Source organism: Salibaculum sp. (assembly GCF_035270045.1).
Taxonomy (GTDB): domain Bacteria; phylum Pseudomonadota; class Alphaproteobacteria; order Rhodobacterales; family Rhodobacteraceae; genus Salibaculum.
Map to the genome: position 1 here is coordinate 1 of NZ_DATFIP010000069.1, position 12,527 is coordinate 12,527.

The following is a 12,527-nucleotide window of genomic DNA, read 5'->3' on the forward strand; positions in this document are numbered from 1 at the left end:
GCGGGTATGGTGAAAAGGTATCACGCGAGCTTCCCAAGCTTAAGTTACGGGTTCGATTCCCGTTACCCGCTCCAAGTCTTTTCCCGATCCGTTGCGTTGTTGGTCGAAGCCCCCGATCAGCAAGACCTGCGCGCCGCAGGCGCTCAATCCGATCACAGCCCGTTGCGTTTCAAGAACCCGACCAGCCCCGCGGTGGACCCGTCCTTGGCGGATGCGTCGCCCCCCTCCACGACGGGTTGCAGCGCCGTGGCCAGTTCCTTGCCCAGTTCCACGCCCCATTGGTCGTAGGAGTTGATGCCCAGCACCACGCCCTCGACGAAAACGCGATGCTCATAAAGGGCAATGATCCGGCCCAGCATCTCGGGGGTCAACTGCGGATAGGCCAGCGTGGTCGATGGACGGTTGCCCGGGAAAACCCGATGTCGCGCCTGCTTTTCCAATTCAGCGCCATCGAACTTGCCGGCCACTTTGCCGCGCGCCTCGTCCAGGTCGCGGCCACGCATCAGCGCCTCGGACTGGGCCAGGCAATTGGCGACAAGCAGCTGGTGTTGATGGTGCAACTCGTCCTCGTGCCCCTGCGCGGCCACGAGGAATTCACAGGGCACGACCCGTGTGCCCTGGTGGATCAACTGGTAGAAAGCGTGCTGACCGTTGGTGCCCGGCGCGCCCCAGACCACCGGCCCGCTGTCGAAGGGCAGATCCGATCCGTCCATGCTGACGCCCTTGCCGTTGCTTTCCATCTCCAGCTGCTGGAGATAGGCCGGCAGCCGCGCCAGGCGGTTGTCGTAAGGCAGCACCGCTCGGGTGGCATGACCAAGGACCTGGTTGTGCCACAGCCCCACCAGGGCCAGCATCGCCGGCATGTTCTCGGGCCAGTCCGCCGACAGGAAATGCCGGTCCATGGCCTGCCCCCCGCGCAGGAAGGCGCGGAACGCCTCGGGTCCGATGGCGATCATGAGCGACAGTCCGATCGGTCCCCAGACGGAATAGCGCCCGCCGACCCAGTCGGCGAAACCGAAGACCCGGGAGGGATCTATGCCGAAATCGCGGGTCTTGTCGCCGGCGGTGCTGAGGGCTGCAAACTGTGCGGCGGGGTCCGCGACGGTCTCGCTCATCCAGGCCTTGGCCGTGCGGGCATTGGTCATGGTCTCGATCGTGGTGAAGGTCTTGGAGGCGACGATCACCAGCGTGGTTTCGGGGTCGCAGCCGCGCAAGGCATCCGCGATATCCGCCGGGTCCACGTTCGACACGAAATGGCAGCGCGGCCCGTCATGATAAGGCGCCAGCGCCTGAACGGCCATCGCCGGGCCCAGGTCAGAGCCCCCGATGCCGATATTTATCACATCCGTGATCGGGCCGCCCTGCCCCGTGAAGTGTCCCGCGCGTACCGCGCGGGCAAAGGTCTCCATCCGGTCGAGCGTTTCCAGGACGCCGGGCATGACATCATAGCCCTCGACCAGCACCGGCCCGCCATCCAGATTGCGCAGGGCGGTGTGCAGAACAGCGCGGCCCTCGGTCGCGTTGAGGGCCTGGCCGTTGAACATCTCGTCGCGCTTCACGGCCATATCCGCCCGGTCCAGCAGGTCGATCAGCAGCCCGCGCGCCTCGACGTCGATATTCGTCTTGGCGTAATCGAAGAGCATGTCACCCAGCCGGACCGAGAACTCCCCGGCCCGGTCGGACGCCTCGAAGAGACTCTCGATACGGCGATCAGCCACGTTCGCGGCATGGCGTTTCAGGTCGTCGAACATCTGTCAGCGTTCCGCCCAATGCACCGTCGCCCCCGGCAGGATCGCCGCGATCGGCGCCTCTTGGGGGGACAGGGTGCGGGCCTTTTCGAGGGCTTCGCGTTTTTCATGGCCGATGATGACCACGTGGCAATTCATTGCGTCCTTGAGCACCCCGGCCGAAAGCGTGACACGTGGTTCCGGCGCACCGGGCGCGCGCATCACATAAAGCACTTCGTCCCCCTCGAGCGCCGCCTCCAACTGGTCGGCCCCGGGAAAGATGGATGCGGTGTGCATGTCCGTCCCCATGCCCAGCAGGCAGACCGAAAGCGGCAGGCAGGCAGCCACCGCCTCGGCCAGGGATGCCAGCTTGTCCTCGGGTGCGGCGGCCTCGGCATGAAGCGGCACGTAGCGGGCGGCTGCGGCCTTGTCGATCAGCAAGCGCTCGCGCAGCAGCCGGGTGTTCGACCGCGCGCTTGTCTCGGGCACCCAGCGTTCGTCCGTCAGCATGACGTTGACCCGGCCCCAGTCGATCCGCCCGGCCCCGCAAAGCGAGTCAAAGACCGGCCCCGGCGTGGTGCCACCGGGAACCGCCAGCGATGCCGTGTCGTTGTGGAACAGCACGTTTTCCAGCTCGCCGGCGATCCGGTTGGCGAGATTCATCATCATCATCTCGGAGTCGGGATATTCTTTCAGCTCCATGGGGTTACTCCTTGATCTCTCGCCATTTACGGCCATCGCGGTGCAACAGCATCAGGGCGTCTTCGGGCCCCGAGGACCCCTGGTCATACAGCTTGGGCACGTCGTTGCGCGCCGCCCAGCCGGCAATGATCGGATCGGTCCAGGCCCAGGCGGCTTCGACCTCGTCGCCGCGCATGAACAGCGTCTGGTTGCCCCGGATCACATCCATTATGAGCCGTTCATAGGCATCCGGAACCCCTTCGGCATCGGGCCCCAGCGCCTCGGCGAAGGTCATGTCGAGCGGCACGTCGACAAGGCGCATGCCGCCCGGCCCCGGTTCCTTGATCGTCACCTGCAACTTGATCCCCTCGTTGGGCTGCAACTGGATCGAAAGGATGTTGCGGTGGCGCGCCTCGTCCCCGGGAAAGATCGAATGCCCAAGGTCCTTGAAGACCACCGCGATCTCGGACGAACGGGTCTTCAGCTTCTTGCCGGTACGCATGTAGAACGGCACCCCGGCCCACCGCCAGTTGTTGATATGCGCCTTGAGCGCCACGAAGCTCTCGGTATGACTGCGCGGGTCCTCGGCATCCGCGCGATAGCCGGGCCTGGTCTCGCTGGCATCGTACTGACCGCGCACGATATGGTGGTAATCCACGGGTTGAAGCGCCCGGATCACCTTGAGCTTCTCGTCGCGCACCGCGTCGGCGTCGAACATACTGGGCGGCTCCATCGCGATCAGACACAGAAGCTGCATCAGGTGGTTCTGCACCATGTCCCGCATGGCACCGGACTTGTCGTAATAGGCCCCGCGCCCCTCGACACCCACGGTTTCGGCCACGGTGATCTGGATGTGGTCGATGTAGTGGTTGTTCCAAAGCGGCTCGAACAGGACATTGCCGAACCGCACGGCCATGAGGTTCTGGACGGTTTCCTTGCCCAGGTAATGGTCGATCCGGTAGATCTGGTCCTCGTTGAAATGCCGCGCCAGCGTGGCGTTCAGCGCGCGGGCCGACTCCAGGTCGCGGCCGAAGGGTTTCTCGACCACGACGCGACTGTCGGCATCGGCGATCCCAAAGGTTTGCAGCCGTTCTGCCAAGTCCCCGAAAAGACCCGGCCCGACCGAGAAATAGAAGGCCTTGACGACATCGTGCCGCAACGTGTTGTGCAGGTCCTGCCAGCCGGCGTCGCCGCGGGCATCGACGGCCACATAATGCAGACGCGCCAGGAACCGCTCGATCGCCTTTTCGTCGCGGGCCTCGGGTCCGCCGAACTCGGCAATGGACTGGCGGATCATCTGGCGATAGCCCTCGGTATCAGTATCGGACCGCGCCGCGCCGATGATGCGCGCACCGTCCGGCACCTGCCCCGAAAGGCAGCGCCGGTACAGCCCCGGCAGGATCTTGCGCCGGGCCAGGTCGCCGGTGCCGCCGAATATCACGAGGTCGAAATCATCGACCGGGATGACGCGCGAAACCATGGGCACTCCTTAATGTTCTGCGGCGGGAAGAGGTTAGCGCTAACGCGACGTTCCTACTCCCGCTCTGCCGGGAAGTCCAGCGCGGGCCTTGCGCCCCGAGCCTGTTTCCCGTGCCGGCAAAACACAACCCCATGTCCCTCCCACGAACGCAAATCGGCTGCCCGGCGCGTGCCGCGACAGCCGATGCTTCGTCTAGGTAGGGAACGGGCGTCGGTTACGCCTCGTCCATCTTCACAGCGTTGACCTGCATGTAGCCAGCCTCGCCCAGACGGTCATAAAGCTCGATCTGGGTTTCCAGGAAGTCGATGTGGCCCTCTTCGTCGGCAATGAGTTCCTCGAACAGCTTCATGGTCACGTAATCGCCCGCGGAATTGCAGTGCTCGCGCGCCTCCTGGTAAAGCGCGCGCGCTTCGTGCTCGGCGGCCAGGTCGCAATCGAGCGTCTCGCGCGGGGTCTGGCCGATGCGCAGCGGGTCGAGTTTCTGAAGATTCGGGTGCCCGCCCAGGAAGATGATCCGGTCGATCAGCTTGTCGGCGTGGTGCATCTCCTCGATGCTCTCCTCGCGGCTTTTCGCGGCCATGTGCGACACGCCCCAGTCCTCCTGCAAGCGGTAGTGCAGCCAGTACTGGCTGACAGCGGTCAACTCGCTCCGCAGGGCACGGTTGAGGTATTCGATAACTTTCTCGTCGCCTTTCATGGCGGGGTCCTTTCCGTTTGATCTGGTCACAGACTAGCAAAACACCGGAAAGATTCTAGCCTTTGGCGGCGATTTCCGCGCCGTCCCCGGCACCACCGTGGTCCCTGCGCAGGCCCCTGAGTTCCGCAGGCACCTCCAGCGCGGGACTGCGTCGCATGGTGTCCAGGAACAGTGGCATGCAGCCACCACAATCGGCAGCCTTTCCCAAGGCCCGGTATACCTTGCCCGGCGTGATCAGCGTCTCAGGGTCCGACCGCCGCATCCAGTCGATGGCCGCGTGGATGTCCTTCGAAGTGATGTTCTGGCATTGGCAGACGATCATGAACCGTCCCTTTTCTGACTGATACAGTCAAGATACTCCTCCGCCGCGGCGACGCAAGCAAAAATCCACCCCGTCGGCGGGCCGTGACCATGGCGCCCACCCGGCATTGACAGGCCCCGTTCCGGTCCCCGAGGGTCCGGGGCACACGACTGCGCCGCAATAACGGGGAGACACCATCCATGCCTGCACCGAAACCGACCGCCCTGGCCACCGTCGCTCTTGCCCTGGGCCTGACCGCCACGCCCGCCCTGGCACAGAAGGAACCCGCCGTGATCCGGGGGCATATCATCGATCAGGTCAGCATCGACGTGGAGCCCTATATCACCGAGTCCCTGGAGGCATTGTTCGACATTCGCCTTTGGGAAACAGAAGTCGACACCTTCGGCGGCAGCGGCACTGCGACCTTCTACATGGCCGTCCTGAACGGCGAGGCGCTACGCGTCCTGCGCCACGGCGTCCCCGAGCGGCGTGACGGTTTCCTGCGGCTGCTTCCGGCGGATTTCCGCGTCACGAACGAGGCCGAGGCCCGGCGCATGGTCGCCGCCGCCACCTCGATCCATTCACGGTTCTCGGAGCCGGAAACGCCGGTCGAGGCGATGCGCGTGGAACGCCGCGAGGGCGCCTGGCTCTTCGTCGATGGGGAACGCTTTGACGCGGCCACGGGCTATCGCATCAGCCATGATGCCGAGGGGCGCCCGACAGGCTTTGAATACAGCTGGGAGCTGGATGCCGAGCCGTTGTCCGATTGAGTGCGCTCAGGCTTCCAGCTCGCTATCCCAATAGAGGAAGTCGAGCCAGGTCTCGTGCAGGTGGCCGGGGGGGAAACGGCGGCCCATGTTGCGCAACTCCTCGGCGCCGGGGCGCCGCGGCGGCTTGCGCAAGGCAAGCCCCGAGCGGCGCAGCGACTTGCTGCCCTTCTTGAGATTGCACCGGGAACAGGCCGCGACGACGTTTTCCCAGCTTGTCACGCCGCCTGCGGCACGCGGAACAACGTGGTCGAAGGTCAGATCCCCCTTGTTGCCACAATACTGGCAGCAGAATTCATCCCTCAGAAACAAATTGAAGCGCGTGAAGGCCACGCGCTTCTGCGGTTTGACGTAATCCTTGAGGACGACGACCGAGGGTATCCTGATCCGCATCGAGGGGCTGCGCGCCACCTCGTCATACTCTGCGATGATGTCCACCCGGTCGAGGAAGGCCGCCTTCACCGCATCCTGCCAGGGCCAGAGCGACAGCGGGTAGTAGGACAGCGGCCGATAATCGGCGTTGAGCACCAGCGCCGGGTGCTGCTTCAGCGCCGCCGGCTCCCTGACAAATTCGCTCCTGAAATCGCCGTTCATGGCTGACTCCGTCCTCGCCCTGTCTGCCTCGCTCGTCTGGCACCAGAGCGGGAGCCCCGCCCCGGCCTAATCTTGACTATATATGGTCGCTCTTGGCAGGCAAGCCCCATATGTGGTCAAGCCTTCGCCCAGTTTACCTGAGCCGATTCCGTAACGATAGGATGACAGGCCGACGCGACCAGCGCGCCGCCCTCAGGCGTAGCCCAACCGATCGCGCATGAAGGCCAGGGCGACCGACAGGCCGTCGTTGGCGATGCCGTGGCCGGTGCCCTTCTGGATGTGGGCATAGACGTCCTGCCAGCCCGCGGCCTCCAGCGCCTCGGCCGCCTCGGGCATGGACTGCACCGGCACCACGTCGTCCTGGTCGCCATGCACCAACAGCACCGGCGGCCGCACCACGACCTCGTCGGCCAGCAGCTCGGGTTCCAGCAACCGCCCGGAAAAGGCGCAAAGGCCCGCGACCGCATCCTCGCGGCGGGGCAACACGTGCAGGGCCATCATGGTGCCTTGCGAGAAGCCGAAAACCAGCACCTGTTCCGGCATCAGGTCCTCGTCCACCATGAGCCCGTCGAGAAAGGCGTCGAGGTCAGCGGCAGCCCGTGCAAGCCCCGCCTTGGCCTCTTCCTCGGAGGAGCCGTCGATCCAGGGGATCGGGAACCATTGCAGCCCGAAGGGTGCGGCCGCGCAGCTTTCGGGGGCGTCGGGGGCAAAAAAAGCGGTGTCTGGCAGATGTTCACCCAGCGGCTCGGCCAGGCCCAGCAGATCCTGACCGTTGGCCCCATAGCCGTGCAGGAAGACCACCGCCGAGCGCATCTCGCCCGAGACCGGCTCTACCCGTCCTGCTTGCAATACCCGTGTCATGCGATGCCCTCTTTGTTCCTGTCGACACGGTAGTAGGCCCAGAGCAGACGGGCCGCAACCGACCTGAACGGCGACCAGGCCTCGGCCATTCGCCGCAACTGCCGTTCCGTGGGCCGGTCCGGCAGATCGTAGAGCGCCCGTGCGGCGTCCTGCAGCGCGAGGTCCCCGGCGGCGAAGATGTCGCAACGCCCCAGGCTGAACATGGCATAGATCTCGGCCGTCCAGCGGCCGATACCGGGCACGGCAACAAGTGTCGCGATCACCTGCTCATCTGTCATGGCGCGCAAGCCATCATAGTCGATGCGCGCATCGGCCAGCGCCCTTGCATAGCGCTGTTTGGGTCGCGACAGGCCGACCGCGCGCAGCTCTGCATCGCGCGCCGCGCGGACTGCCCGCTCGGTGGTCAGCCCCGCCGCCGCGACACGGCCCCAGATCGCCCGCGCGCTGGCAACACTGACCTGCTGGCTGACGATGGCCGAGAAAAGCGCGGCGAAGCCCTCCGGCTTACGGCGCAGCGAAAGCGGGCCGGTCCGCCCGTAGGCCGCCGCCATACGCGGGCACCGGGCCGAAAGCGCGGCCATCCCGGCCTCGAGGCAGGCCGGGCCCTCGATGATCCACCCAGCATTCATTTCACTTTTCTCATGCATGCGACCATTCTGGCGCTGGACCTCCGCTTGGCGGGCGGCTAGTCCGGCGCAATGACCGATATCGCCCCTGCCAATTCCGACGTACCCAACCCCAACGTGGATGACCGGGCCGCCCGGCGCAACGTGATCGTGCTGATCCTCGCCCAGGCCATCCTGGGCGCGCAGATGCCGATGATCTTCGCAGTGGGCGGACTGGCCGGCCAGATGCTCGCACCCAATCCGTGCCTTGCCACGCTGCCGATCTCGCTGATCGTCTTCGGGTCGATGACGACGGCTCCCTGGATTTCGCCGCTGATGCAGGCGCGCGGGCGGCGCCTGGGCTTCGTGATCGGTGCCATCGCGGGAGCGCTTGGCGCGCTCATCGCGGCCTGGGGGCTGTGGGCGGGACAGTTCTGGCTGATGCTCGTGGGGTCCTACCTGACGGGCATTTACATGTCCGCGCAAGGGTTCTTCCGTTTCGCCGCCAGCGACCGTGCCTCGGACGCGTACCGGCCCAAGGCAATTTCCTACGTCATGGCGGGCGGGCTGCTTGCGGCGATCATCGGCCCGCAGTTCAACAAGCTGGTCATGGATGCCAGCGTGGTGCCCTTTGTCGGCAGCTACATCGCAGCAGCCGCGCTGAACCTTGGCGGCATGGCGGTGTTCTTCTGGCTGGATCTGTCAAAGGGCACCCGCGCCACAGGCCCAGAAAAGCTGACCGGCCCGCCCCCGCGCAGCCGAAAGGCCCTGCTGACCGACCCGCATATCCTGGTGGCGATCATCGTCGGCATGGTCGCCTACGCGCTCATGAACCTCGTGATGACCTCGACGCCGCTCGCCGTGGTCGGCTGCGGCTATTCCGAGGACCGCGCCAACGACATCGTCTCGGCCCATGTGCTGGCCATGTATGTGCCCAGCTTCTTCACCGGGCACCTGATCGCGCGTTTCGGGGTGCGGCCCATCATGGCGCTGGGGCTGCTGATCCTGGCCGTCGCCGGGGGTGTCGCCCTGATGGGCGTGGACCTCGAACATTTCTTCATCGCCCTGATTCTGCTGGGCGTCGGTTGGAACTTCGGTTTCATCGGGGCCACGACGCTGCTGGCCGCCTCTCACGGGCCGCAGGATCGCGGCATGGTGCAAGGCCTGAACGATACCATCGTCTTCGGCTGTGTCACGCTGGCCTCGCTGGCCTCGGGCGGGCTGATGAACTGTTCGGGCGGCTCGGCCGAGGCGGGCTGGACGGCCGTCAACCTGGCCATGGCGCCATTCCTGGCACTGGCAGGGGGCGCGCTGATCTGGCTGTGGCTGCGCCCGCAGGACGCGCGGACGACCTGAGCGCAGGGCGCGGCCCGGACTCCTTCGGGGCCGTTTCCAATGCCCCGCGTCGGGCCGCCGCGCGCGGTCGCGACGGCGATACGTGGCAGCGCGCGCCTCGACTCTGCGCGCGGGTTTTACCCCCTCGACCGGTCCGGCGGACCTGCGCAATGCCGCTGTCAGGTGCCCCGGGACCGGATCAGGCCCAGCGCATCAAGCGCAGTTTCTTGCGGAAGGGGCTGAGGGCCACGCGCCCCGCGGCAACGCGGGCCGGGTCCGCAGAGATCTGCCTGAGCAGCACCGGCGCCTGCCAGCCTTCCAGAAGACCCGCGCGCGCCTCGGACGGCACAGCGCCGCGCAGTTGGCCCGAGCGGCCCATCGCCCTGTGGGAAGCACGGGCCAGGTCGCGGATCGCCTCTGCCCGGCCATCGACCAGGGGGATGCGGCCGCGCGCCTCAAGTTCGGGCACAGCTTGCAGGAAGCGCACCAGCCCCGTGCCGTGCCCGAGCCTGCGCACGTGATGTTCAGCCTCCACCGGGCCGCCCAGCAGCCGCACGGCCTGCCACATCAGCTCCGCCGCCGTCGCGTCGAGGTAGTCCTCGAAATGCGCCGCGTCCTCGAAGGGATCCTTGTAGATGTCCCAGCGGCGTGCGGCGACCGTCCGGTCCAGTGCCCGCGCCGCCGGCGCGTCCAGCACCCTGGCCAATTCCAGCGTTACCTCGTGGCTGCGTACCGGACCACCCGCGGCAATCTCGTCCAGCGCGTCGCGCCACCATTGCAGGCGCATCTCGGCGATCATGGGCTCTTCGGTCACCCAGGGCGCGCGGCTGACCTCGATGTTGAAGGCATAGAGCGGGAACAACACCCCGCGCGCACCGGGCGGTGCGGCCATGGTGGCGAGAAAGCGATCGGGGTCGCCGCGCTCTACGATTTCGGCGCAGGCCTGCAGACTCATGCCGATCCCGGACCCCCGGAATACCGGGCGCGCCGCCGGATTTCCGGAAATTCGGTCATGCCATCGCCTCGTCCCGCAGCAGTTTCCAGATGATCCCCTCGTGCAGCGCATCGAAGGCAGCATCCACGATATTCGCGCTGACGCCCACAGTGGCCCAACGGTGCCCGGCCCCGTCCTGGTAGTCGATGATGACGCGGGTGACCGCCTCGGTGCCGCCATTGGTGATGCGCACCTTGAAGTCCACCAGCTTCATGTCGTCGATCATGGCCTGGTAAGGGCCTAGATCAGACTTGAGCGCTTGCCACAGGGCGTTGACCGGCCCCTCGTCGGACAGGTCGCTGGCATGTTCGTTCTTGTAGTAACTGGTGCGGGACTGGCCTCGGATGCTGACCGTGACGACCGCCTCGGATTCCACGACGATTTCGCCCCGGGCATTACGACGGCGTTCCGAGATCACACGGTAGCGTTCCACGTCGAAGAAATCGGGCAGCGTGCCCAGTTCGTCGCGCGCCAGCAGTTCGAAGCTGGCCTGTGCCGTATCATAGGCGAAGCCGGCCGATTCCTGGCGCTTGATCCGGTCGAGGATACGGGCCAGGGCCGGGTCGCCCTTCTCCGCCTCGATCCCCGCGCCTTTCAGCCGTTCGCGCAGGTTCGACTGCCCGGCCTGGTTCGACATCGGGATGATGCGCGCGTTGCCCACAAGGCCCGGGTCGATGTGTTCATAGGTGGTGGGGTCCTTGGCGATGGCGCTGGCATGAAGCCCCGCCTTGTGCGCGAAGGCCGAGGTGCCGACATAGGCGGCCTGCTTCATGGGCACGCGGTTGAGGATGTCGTCGAGCAGCCTTGCAGCCCGTGTCAGGCCGGTCAGTGCCTCGGGGGTCACGCCGGTTTCGTAGGCGCTCGCGTAGGGTTCCTTGAGCATCAGCGTGGGGATCAGCGTCGTCAGGTTGGCGTTGCCGCAGCGTTCGCCCAGCCCGTTGAGCGTGCCCTGCACCTGCCGCGCGCCCGCGTTCACCGCCGCCAGCGTGTTGGCCACCGCGTTCTCGGTGTCGTTGTGGGTGTGAATGCCGAGATGGGTGCCCGGCACGCCCGCGGCAATGACCGCCGCCGTCGCCTCGGCCACCTCGTGGGGCAGCGTGCCCCCGTTTGTATCGCACAGCACCACCCAGCGCGCCCCGGCCTTGTAGGCGGCCACGCAGGCGTCCAGCGCGTAAGCCGGGTTGGCCTTCCAGCCGTCGAAGAAATGTTCCGCGTCGAAGAGCGCCTCGCGGCCCTGGGCGGCGATATGGGCGATGCTGTCGTGGATATTGTCGCGGTTTTCCTCAAGCGTGATCCCGAGGGCCTTTTCCACGTGGAAATCATGCGTCTTGCCGACGATGCACACGGCGGGCGTGCCCGCGTTCAGCACCGCGGCCAGAACATCGTCATTGGCCGCCGAGCGGCCCGCGCGCTTGGTCATGCCGAAGGCGGTGAGGGTCGCGCGGGTCTGCGGGGCGGCCTCGAAGAAGTCGTTGTCGGTGGGGTTGGCGCCGGGCCAGCCGCCCTCGATGTAATCGACGCCAAGTTCGTCGAGCACCTCGGCGATGGCCTGCTTGTCGGCGGTCGAGAACTGCACGCCCTGGGTCTGCTGCCCGTCGCGCAGGGTGGTGTCGTAGAGGTAGAGGCGGTCCTTGGTCATTGCCCTGCCCTATCTGCTTGCTCCGTCCGGGTCGCACAGCGGACCGGACAGCCCCCGGCCGCCCCCCCGGGCGGGGGCTTCACCCCCACCCGCGGCCGGGAGCTGTCCTTTGTTTCAAAGCGAGTCATGTGAGGCCTCCAGCTTGGCGGGGTCGAAGCCCGGACCGGGGACCAGTTCGACACCTTCTTTCGACATGCGCACTTCGACACCTGCGTCGATGAGGTCGGCTTTCAAGCGATCAACTTCGGAGAAGTCTTTTGTCATCATTGCGCTTTTTCGGGCCTCAGTTAGGCGGTTTCTGAAGCCTGCCAGACGATTTCTGACCTTGCTTGAAAGACCAGCTTGGAATGCAGAATCACTCTCCGGAAGAAGCAGTCCCATGATTTGAGCCGATGCCTTCAATGCTCGGAAATCACCTTCATCTGCAAAGTGATGCAGTTTCGAAATGACACCCCATGTATTGAGATCATCGGAAAGCAGGTCGATGACCGATGGTGAAGGGCTATCATCAGGGTCAATATCTCGAACCAGCATACGCCACTTTCGCAGCGTCTTCTCCGCCTCTTCCCGCTTCTTCTGCGTCCAGTCCATTGGCTTGCGGTAGTGCGTCGACAGCATCACGAACCGGATCACCTCGCCCGGCACACCCTGGTCCAGCAAATCCCGAACGGTGAAGAAATTGCCCAGCGACTTGGACATCTTCTTGCCCTCGACCTGCAGCATCTCGTTGTGCATCCAGACGCGGGCCATTTCCTCGGTGTCGTTCGCGCAGCAGCTTTGGGCGATCTCGTTCTCGTGGTGGGGGAACATCAGGTCGTTGCCCCCGCCGTGGATGTCGAAGACCTC

The 12,527-nt window shown here is 65.6% G+C and carries 13 protein-coding genes and 1 tRNA gene; 3 read left to right on the plus strand and 11 right to left on the minus strand.

The genetic code is table 11. The annotated features are described in order from the left end of the window. Nucleotides 1-74: transfer RNA gene (locus tag VJ897_RS11880), tRNA-Gly, on the plus strand. 78 nt (nt 75-152) lie between these two features. On the opposite strand, the gene pgi is transcribed toward VJ897_RS11880, so the two are convergent. From pgi to VJ897_RS11905, 5 genes are all read right to left on the minus strand, one after another. Beyond that, nucleotides 153-1,751 (minus strand): glucose-6-phosphate isomerase, encoded by a 1,599-nt coding sequence (gene pgi, locus VJ897_RS11885; protein ID WP_324055884.1) that lies wholly within the window; start codon nt 1,749-1,751, stop codon nt 153-155. Between the two features lie 3 nt (nt 1,752-1,754). Beyond that, entirely contained in the window at nt 1,755-2,429 is a 675-nt protein-coding gene (gene pgl, locus VJ897_RS11890) for a 6-phosphogluconolactonase (protein WP_324055885.1), read from the minus strand. A 4-nt stretch (nt 2,430-2,433) separates the two neighbouring features. Then, on the minus strand, nt 2,434-3,888 hold the full coding sequence (gene zwf / locus VJ897_RS11895; protein WP_324055886.1) for a glucose-6-phosphate dehydrogenase: 1,455 nt from the start codon (nt 3,886-3,888) through the stop codon (nt 2,434-2,436). 214 nt (nt 3,889-4,102) lie between these two features. Then, nucleotides 4,103-4,585: a bacterioferritin gene (gene bfr / locus VJ897_RS11900; protein ID WP_324055887.1), complete on the minus strand. Its 483-nt coding sequence runs from the start codon at nt 4,583-4,585 to the stop codon at nt 4,103-4,105. Between the two features lie 55 nt (nt 4,586-4,640). After that, a complete protein-coding gene (locus VJ897_RS11905; RefSeq protein ID WP_324055888.1) occupies nt 4,641-4,907 on the minus strand; it encodes a (2Fe-2S)-binding protein in 267 nt (88 codons plus the stop codon). 179 nt (nt 4,908-5,086) lie between these two features. On the opposite strand from VJ897_RS11905, the gene VJ897_RS11910 reads away from it, so the two are divergent. Beyond that, nucleotides 5,087-5,656, plus strand: a complete 570-nt coding sequence (locus VJ897_RS11910) for a hypothetical protein (RefSeq protein ID WP_324055889.1) — start codon at nt 5,087-5,089, stop codon at nt 5,654-5,656. A 6-nt stretch (nt 5,657-5,662) separates the two neighbouring features. Here the strand turns inward: VJ897_RS11910 and VJ897_RS11915 are convergent, their stop codons facing one another. The 3 genes from VJ897_RS11915 to VJ897_RS11925 form a co-directional block, all read right to left on the minus strand. Beyond that, nucleotides 5,663-6,247 (minus strand): HNH endonuclease, encoded by a 585-nt coding sequence (locus VJ897_RS11915; protein ID WP_324055890.1) that lies wholly within the window; start codon nt 6,245-6,247, stop codon nt 5,663-5,665. 192 nt (nt 6,248-6,439) lie between these two features. Continuing rightward, on the minus strand, nt 6,440-7,108 hold the full coding sequence (locus VJ897_RS11920; RefSeq protein ID WP_324055891.1) for an alpha/beta hydrolase: 669 nt from the start codon (nt 7,106-7,108) through the stop codon (nt 6,440-6,442). Further along, on the minus strand, nt 7,105-7,737 hold the full coding sequence (locus VJ897_RS11925) for a DNA-3-methyladenine glycosylase family protein (RefSeq protein ID WP_324055892.1): 633 nt from the start codon (nt 7,735-7,737) through the stop codon (nt 7,105-7,107). The genes VJ897_RS11920 and VJ897_RS11925 overlap by 4 nt, the downstream gene beginning before the upstream one ends. A 69-nt stretch (nt 7,738-7,806) precedes the next feature. Between VJ897_RS11925 and VJ897_RS11930 the strand changes: the two genes are divergently transcribed. Beyond that, nucleotides 7,807-9,069, plus strand: coding sequence for an MFS transporter (locus tag VJ897_RS11930; RefSeq protein ID WP_324055893.1), 1,263 nt, complete (start codon nt 7,807-7,809; stop codon nt 9,067-9,069). A gap of 178 nt (nt 9,070-9,247) precedes the next feature. Here the strand turns inward: VJ897_RS11930 and VJ897_RS11935 are convergent, their stop codons facing one another. The 3 genes from VJ897_RS11935 to VJ897_RS11945 all read right to left on the minus strand — a co-directional run. Continuing rightward, entirely contained in the window at nt 9,248-10,003 is a 756-nt protein-coding gene (locus VJ897_RS11935; RefSeq protein WP_324055894.1) for a phytoene/squalene synthase family protein, read from the minus strand. 55 nt (nt 10,004-10,058) lie between these two features. Continuing rightward, nucleotides 10,059-11,681 (minus strand): citramalate synthase, encoded by a 1,623-nt coding sequence (gene cimA / locus VJ897_RS11940; RefSeq protein ID WP_324055895.1) that lies wholly within the window; start codon nt 11,679-11,681, stop codon nt 10,059-10,061. Nucleotides 11,682-11,795: 114 nt separating this feature from the next. After that, nucleotides 11,796-12,527, minus strand: a 732-nt coding sequence (locus VJ897_RS11945; RefSeq protein WP_324055896.1) for a class I tRNA ligase family protein, incomplete at its 5' end; no start/stop codon positions are given.

Excerpts from the sequence above, each read along its gene's own strand:
- pgl (WP_324055885.1), bottom strand. The coding sequence starts at position 2,429 with ATGGAGCTGAAAGAATATCCCGACTCCGAGATGATGATGATGAATCTC.
- bfr (WP_324055887.1), bottom strand. The coding sequence starts at position 4,585 with ATGAAAGGCGACGAGAAAGTTATCGAATACCTCAACCGTGCCCTGCGG.
- cimA (WP_324055895.1), bottom strand. The coding sequence starts at position 11,681 with ATGACCAAGGACCGCCTCTACCTCTACGACACCACCCTGCGCGACGGG.
- zwf (WP_324055886.1), bottom strand. The coding sequence starts at position 3,888 with ATGGTTTCGCGCGTCATCCCGGTCGATGATTTCGACCTCGTGATATTC.
- VJ897_RS11930 (WP_324055893.1), top strand. The coding sequence starts at position 7,807 with ATGACCGATATCGCCCCTGCCAATTCCGACGTACCCAACCCCAACGTG.
- VJ897_RS11920 (WP_324055891.1), bottom strand. The coding sequence starts at position 7,108 with ATGACACGGGTATTGCAAGCAGGACGGGTAGAGCCGGTCTCGGGCGAG.
- VJ897_RS11910 (WP_324055889.1), top strand. The coding sequence starts at position 5,087 with ATGCCTGCACCGAAACCGACCGCCCTGGCCACCGTCGCTCTTGCCCTG.
- VJ897_RS11905 (WP_324055888.1), bottom strand. The coding sequence starts at position 4,907 with ATGATCGTCTGCCAATGCCAGAACATCACTTCGAAGGACATCCACGCG.
- VJ897_RS11915 (WP_324055890.1), bottom strand. The coding sequence starts at position 6,247 with ATGAACGGCGATTTCAGGAGCGAATTTGTCAGGGAGCCGGCGGCGCTG.
- pgi (WP_324055884.1), bottom strand. The coding sequence starts at position 1,751 with ATGTTCGACGACCTGAAACGCCATGCCGCGAACGTGGCTGATCGCCGT.
- VJ897_RS11935 (WP_324055894.1), bottom strand. The coding sequence starts at position 10,003 with ATGAGTCTGCAGGCCTGCGCCGAAATCGTAGAGCGCGGCGACCCCGAT.
- VJ897_RS11925 (WP_324055892.1), bottom strand. The coding sequence starts at position 7,737 with ATGAATGCTGGGTGGATCATCGAGGGCCCGGCCTGCCTCGAGGCCGGG.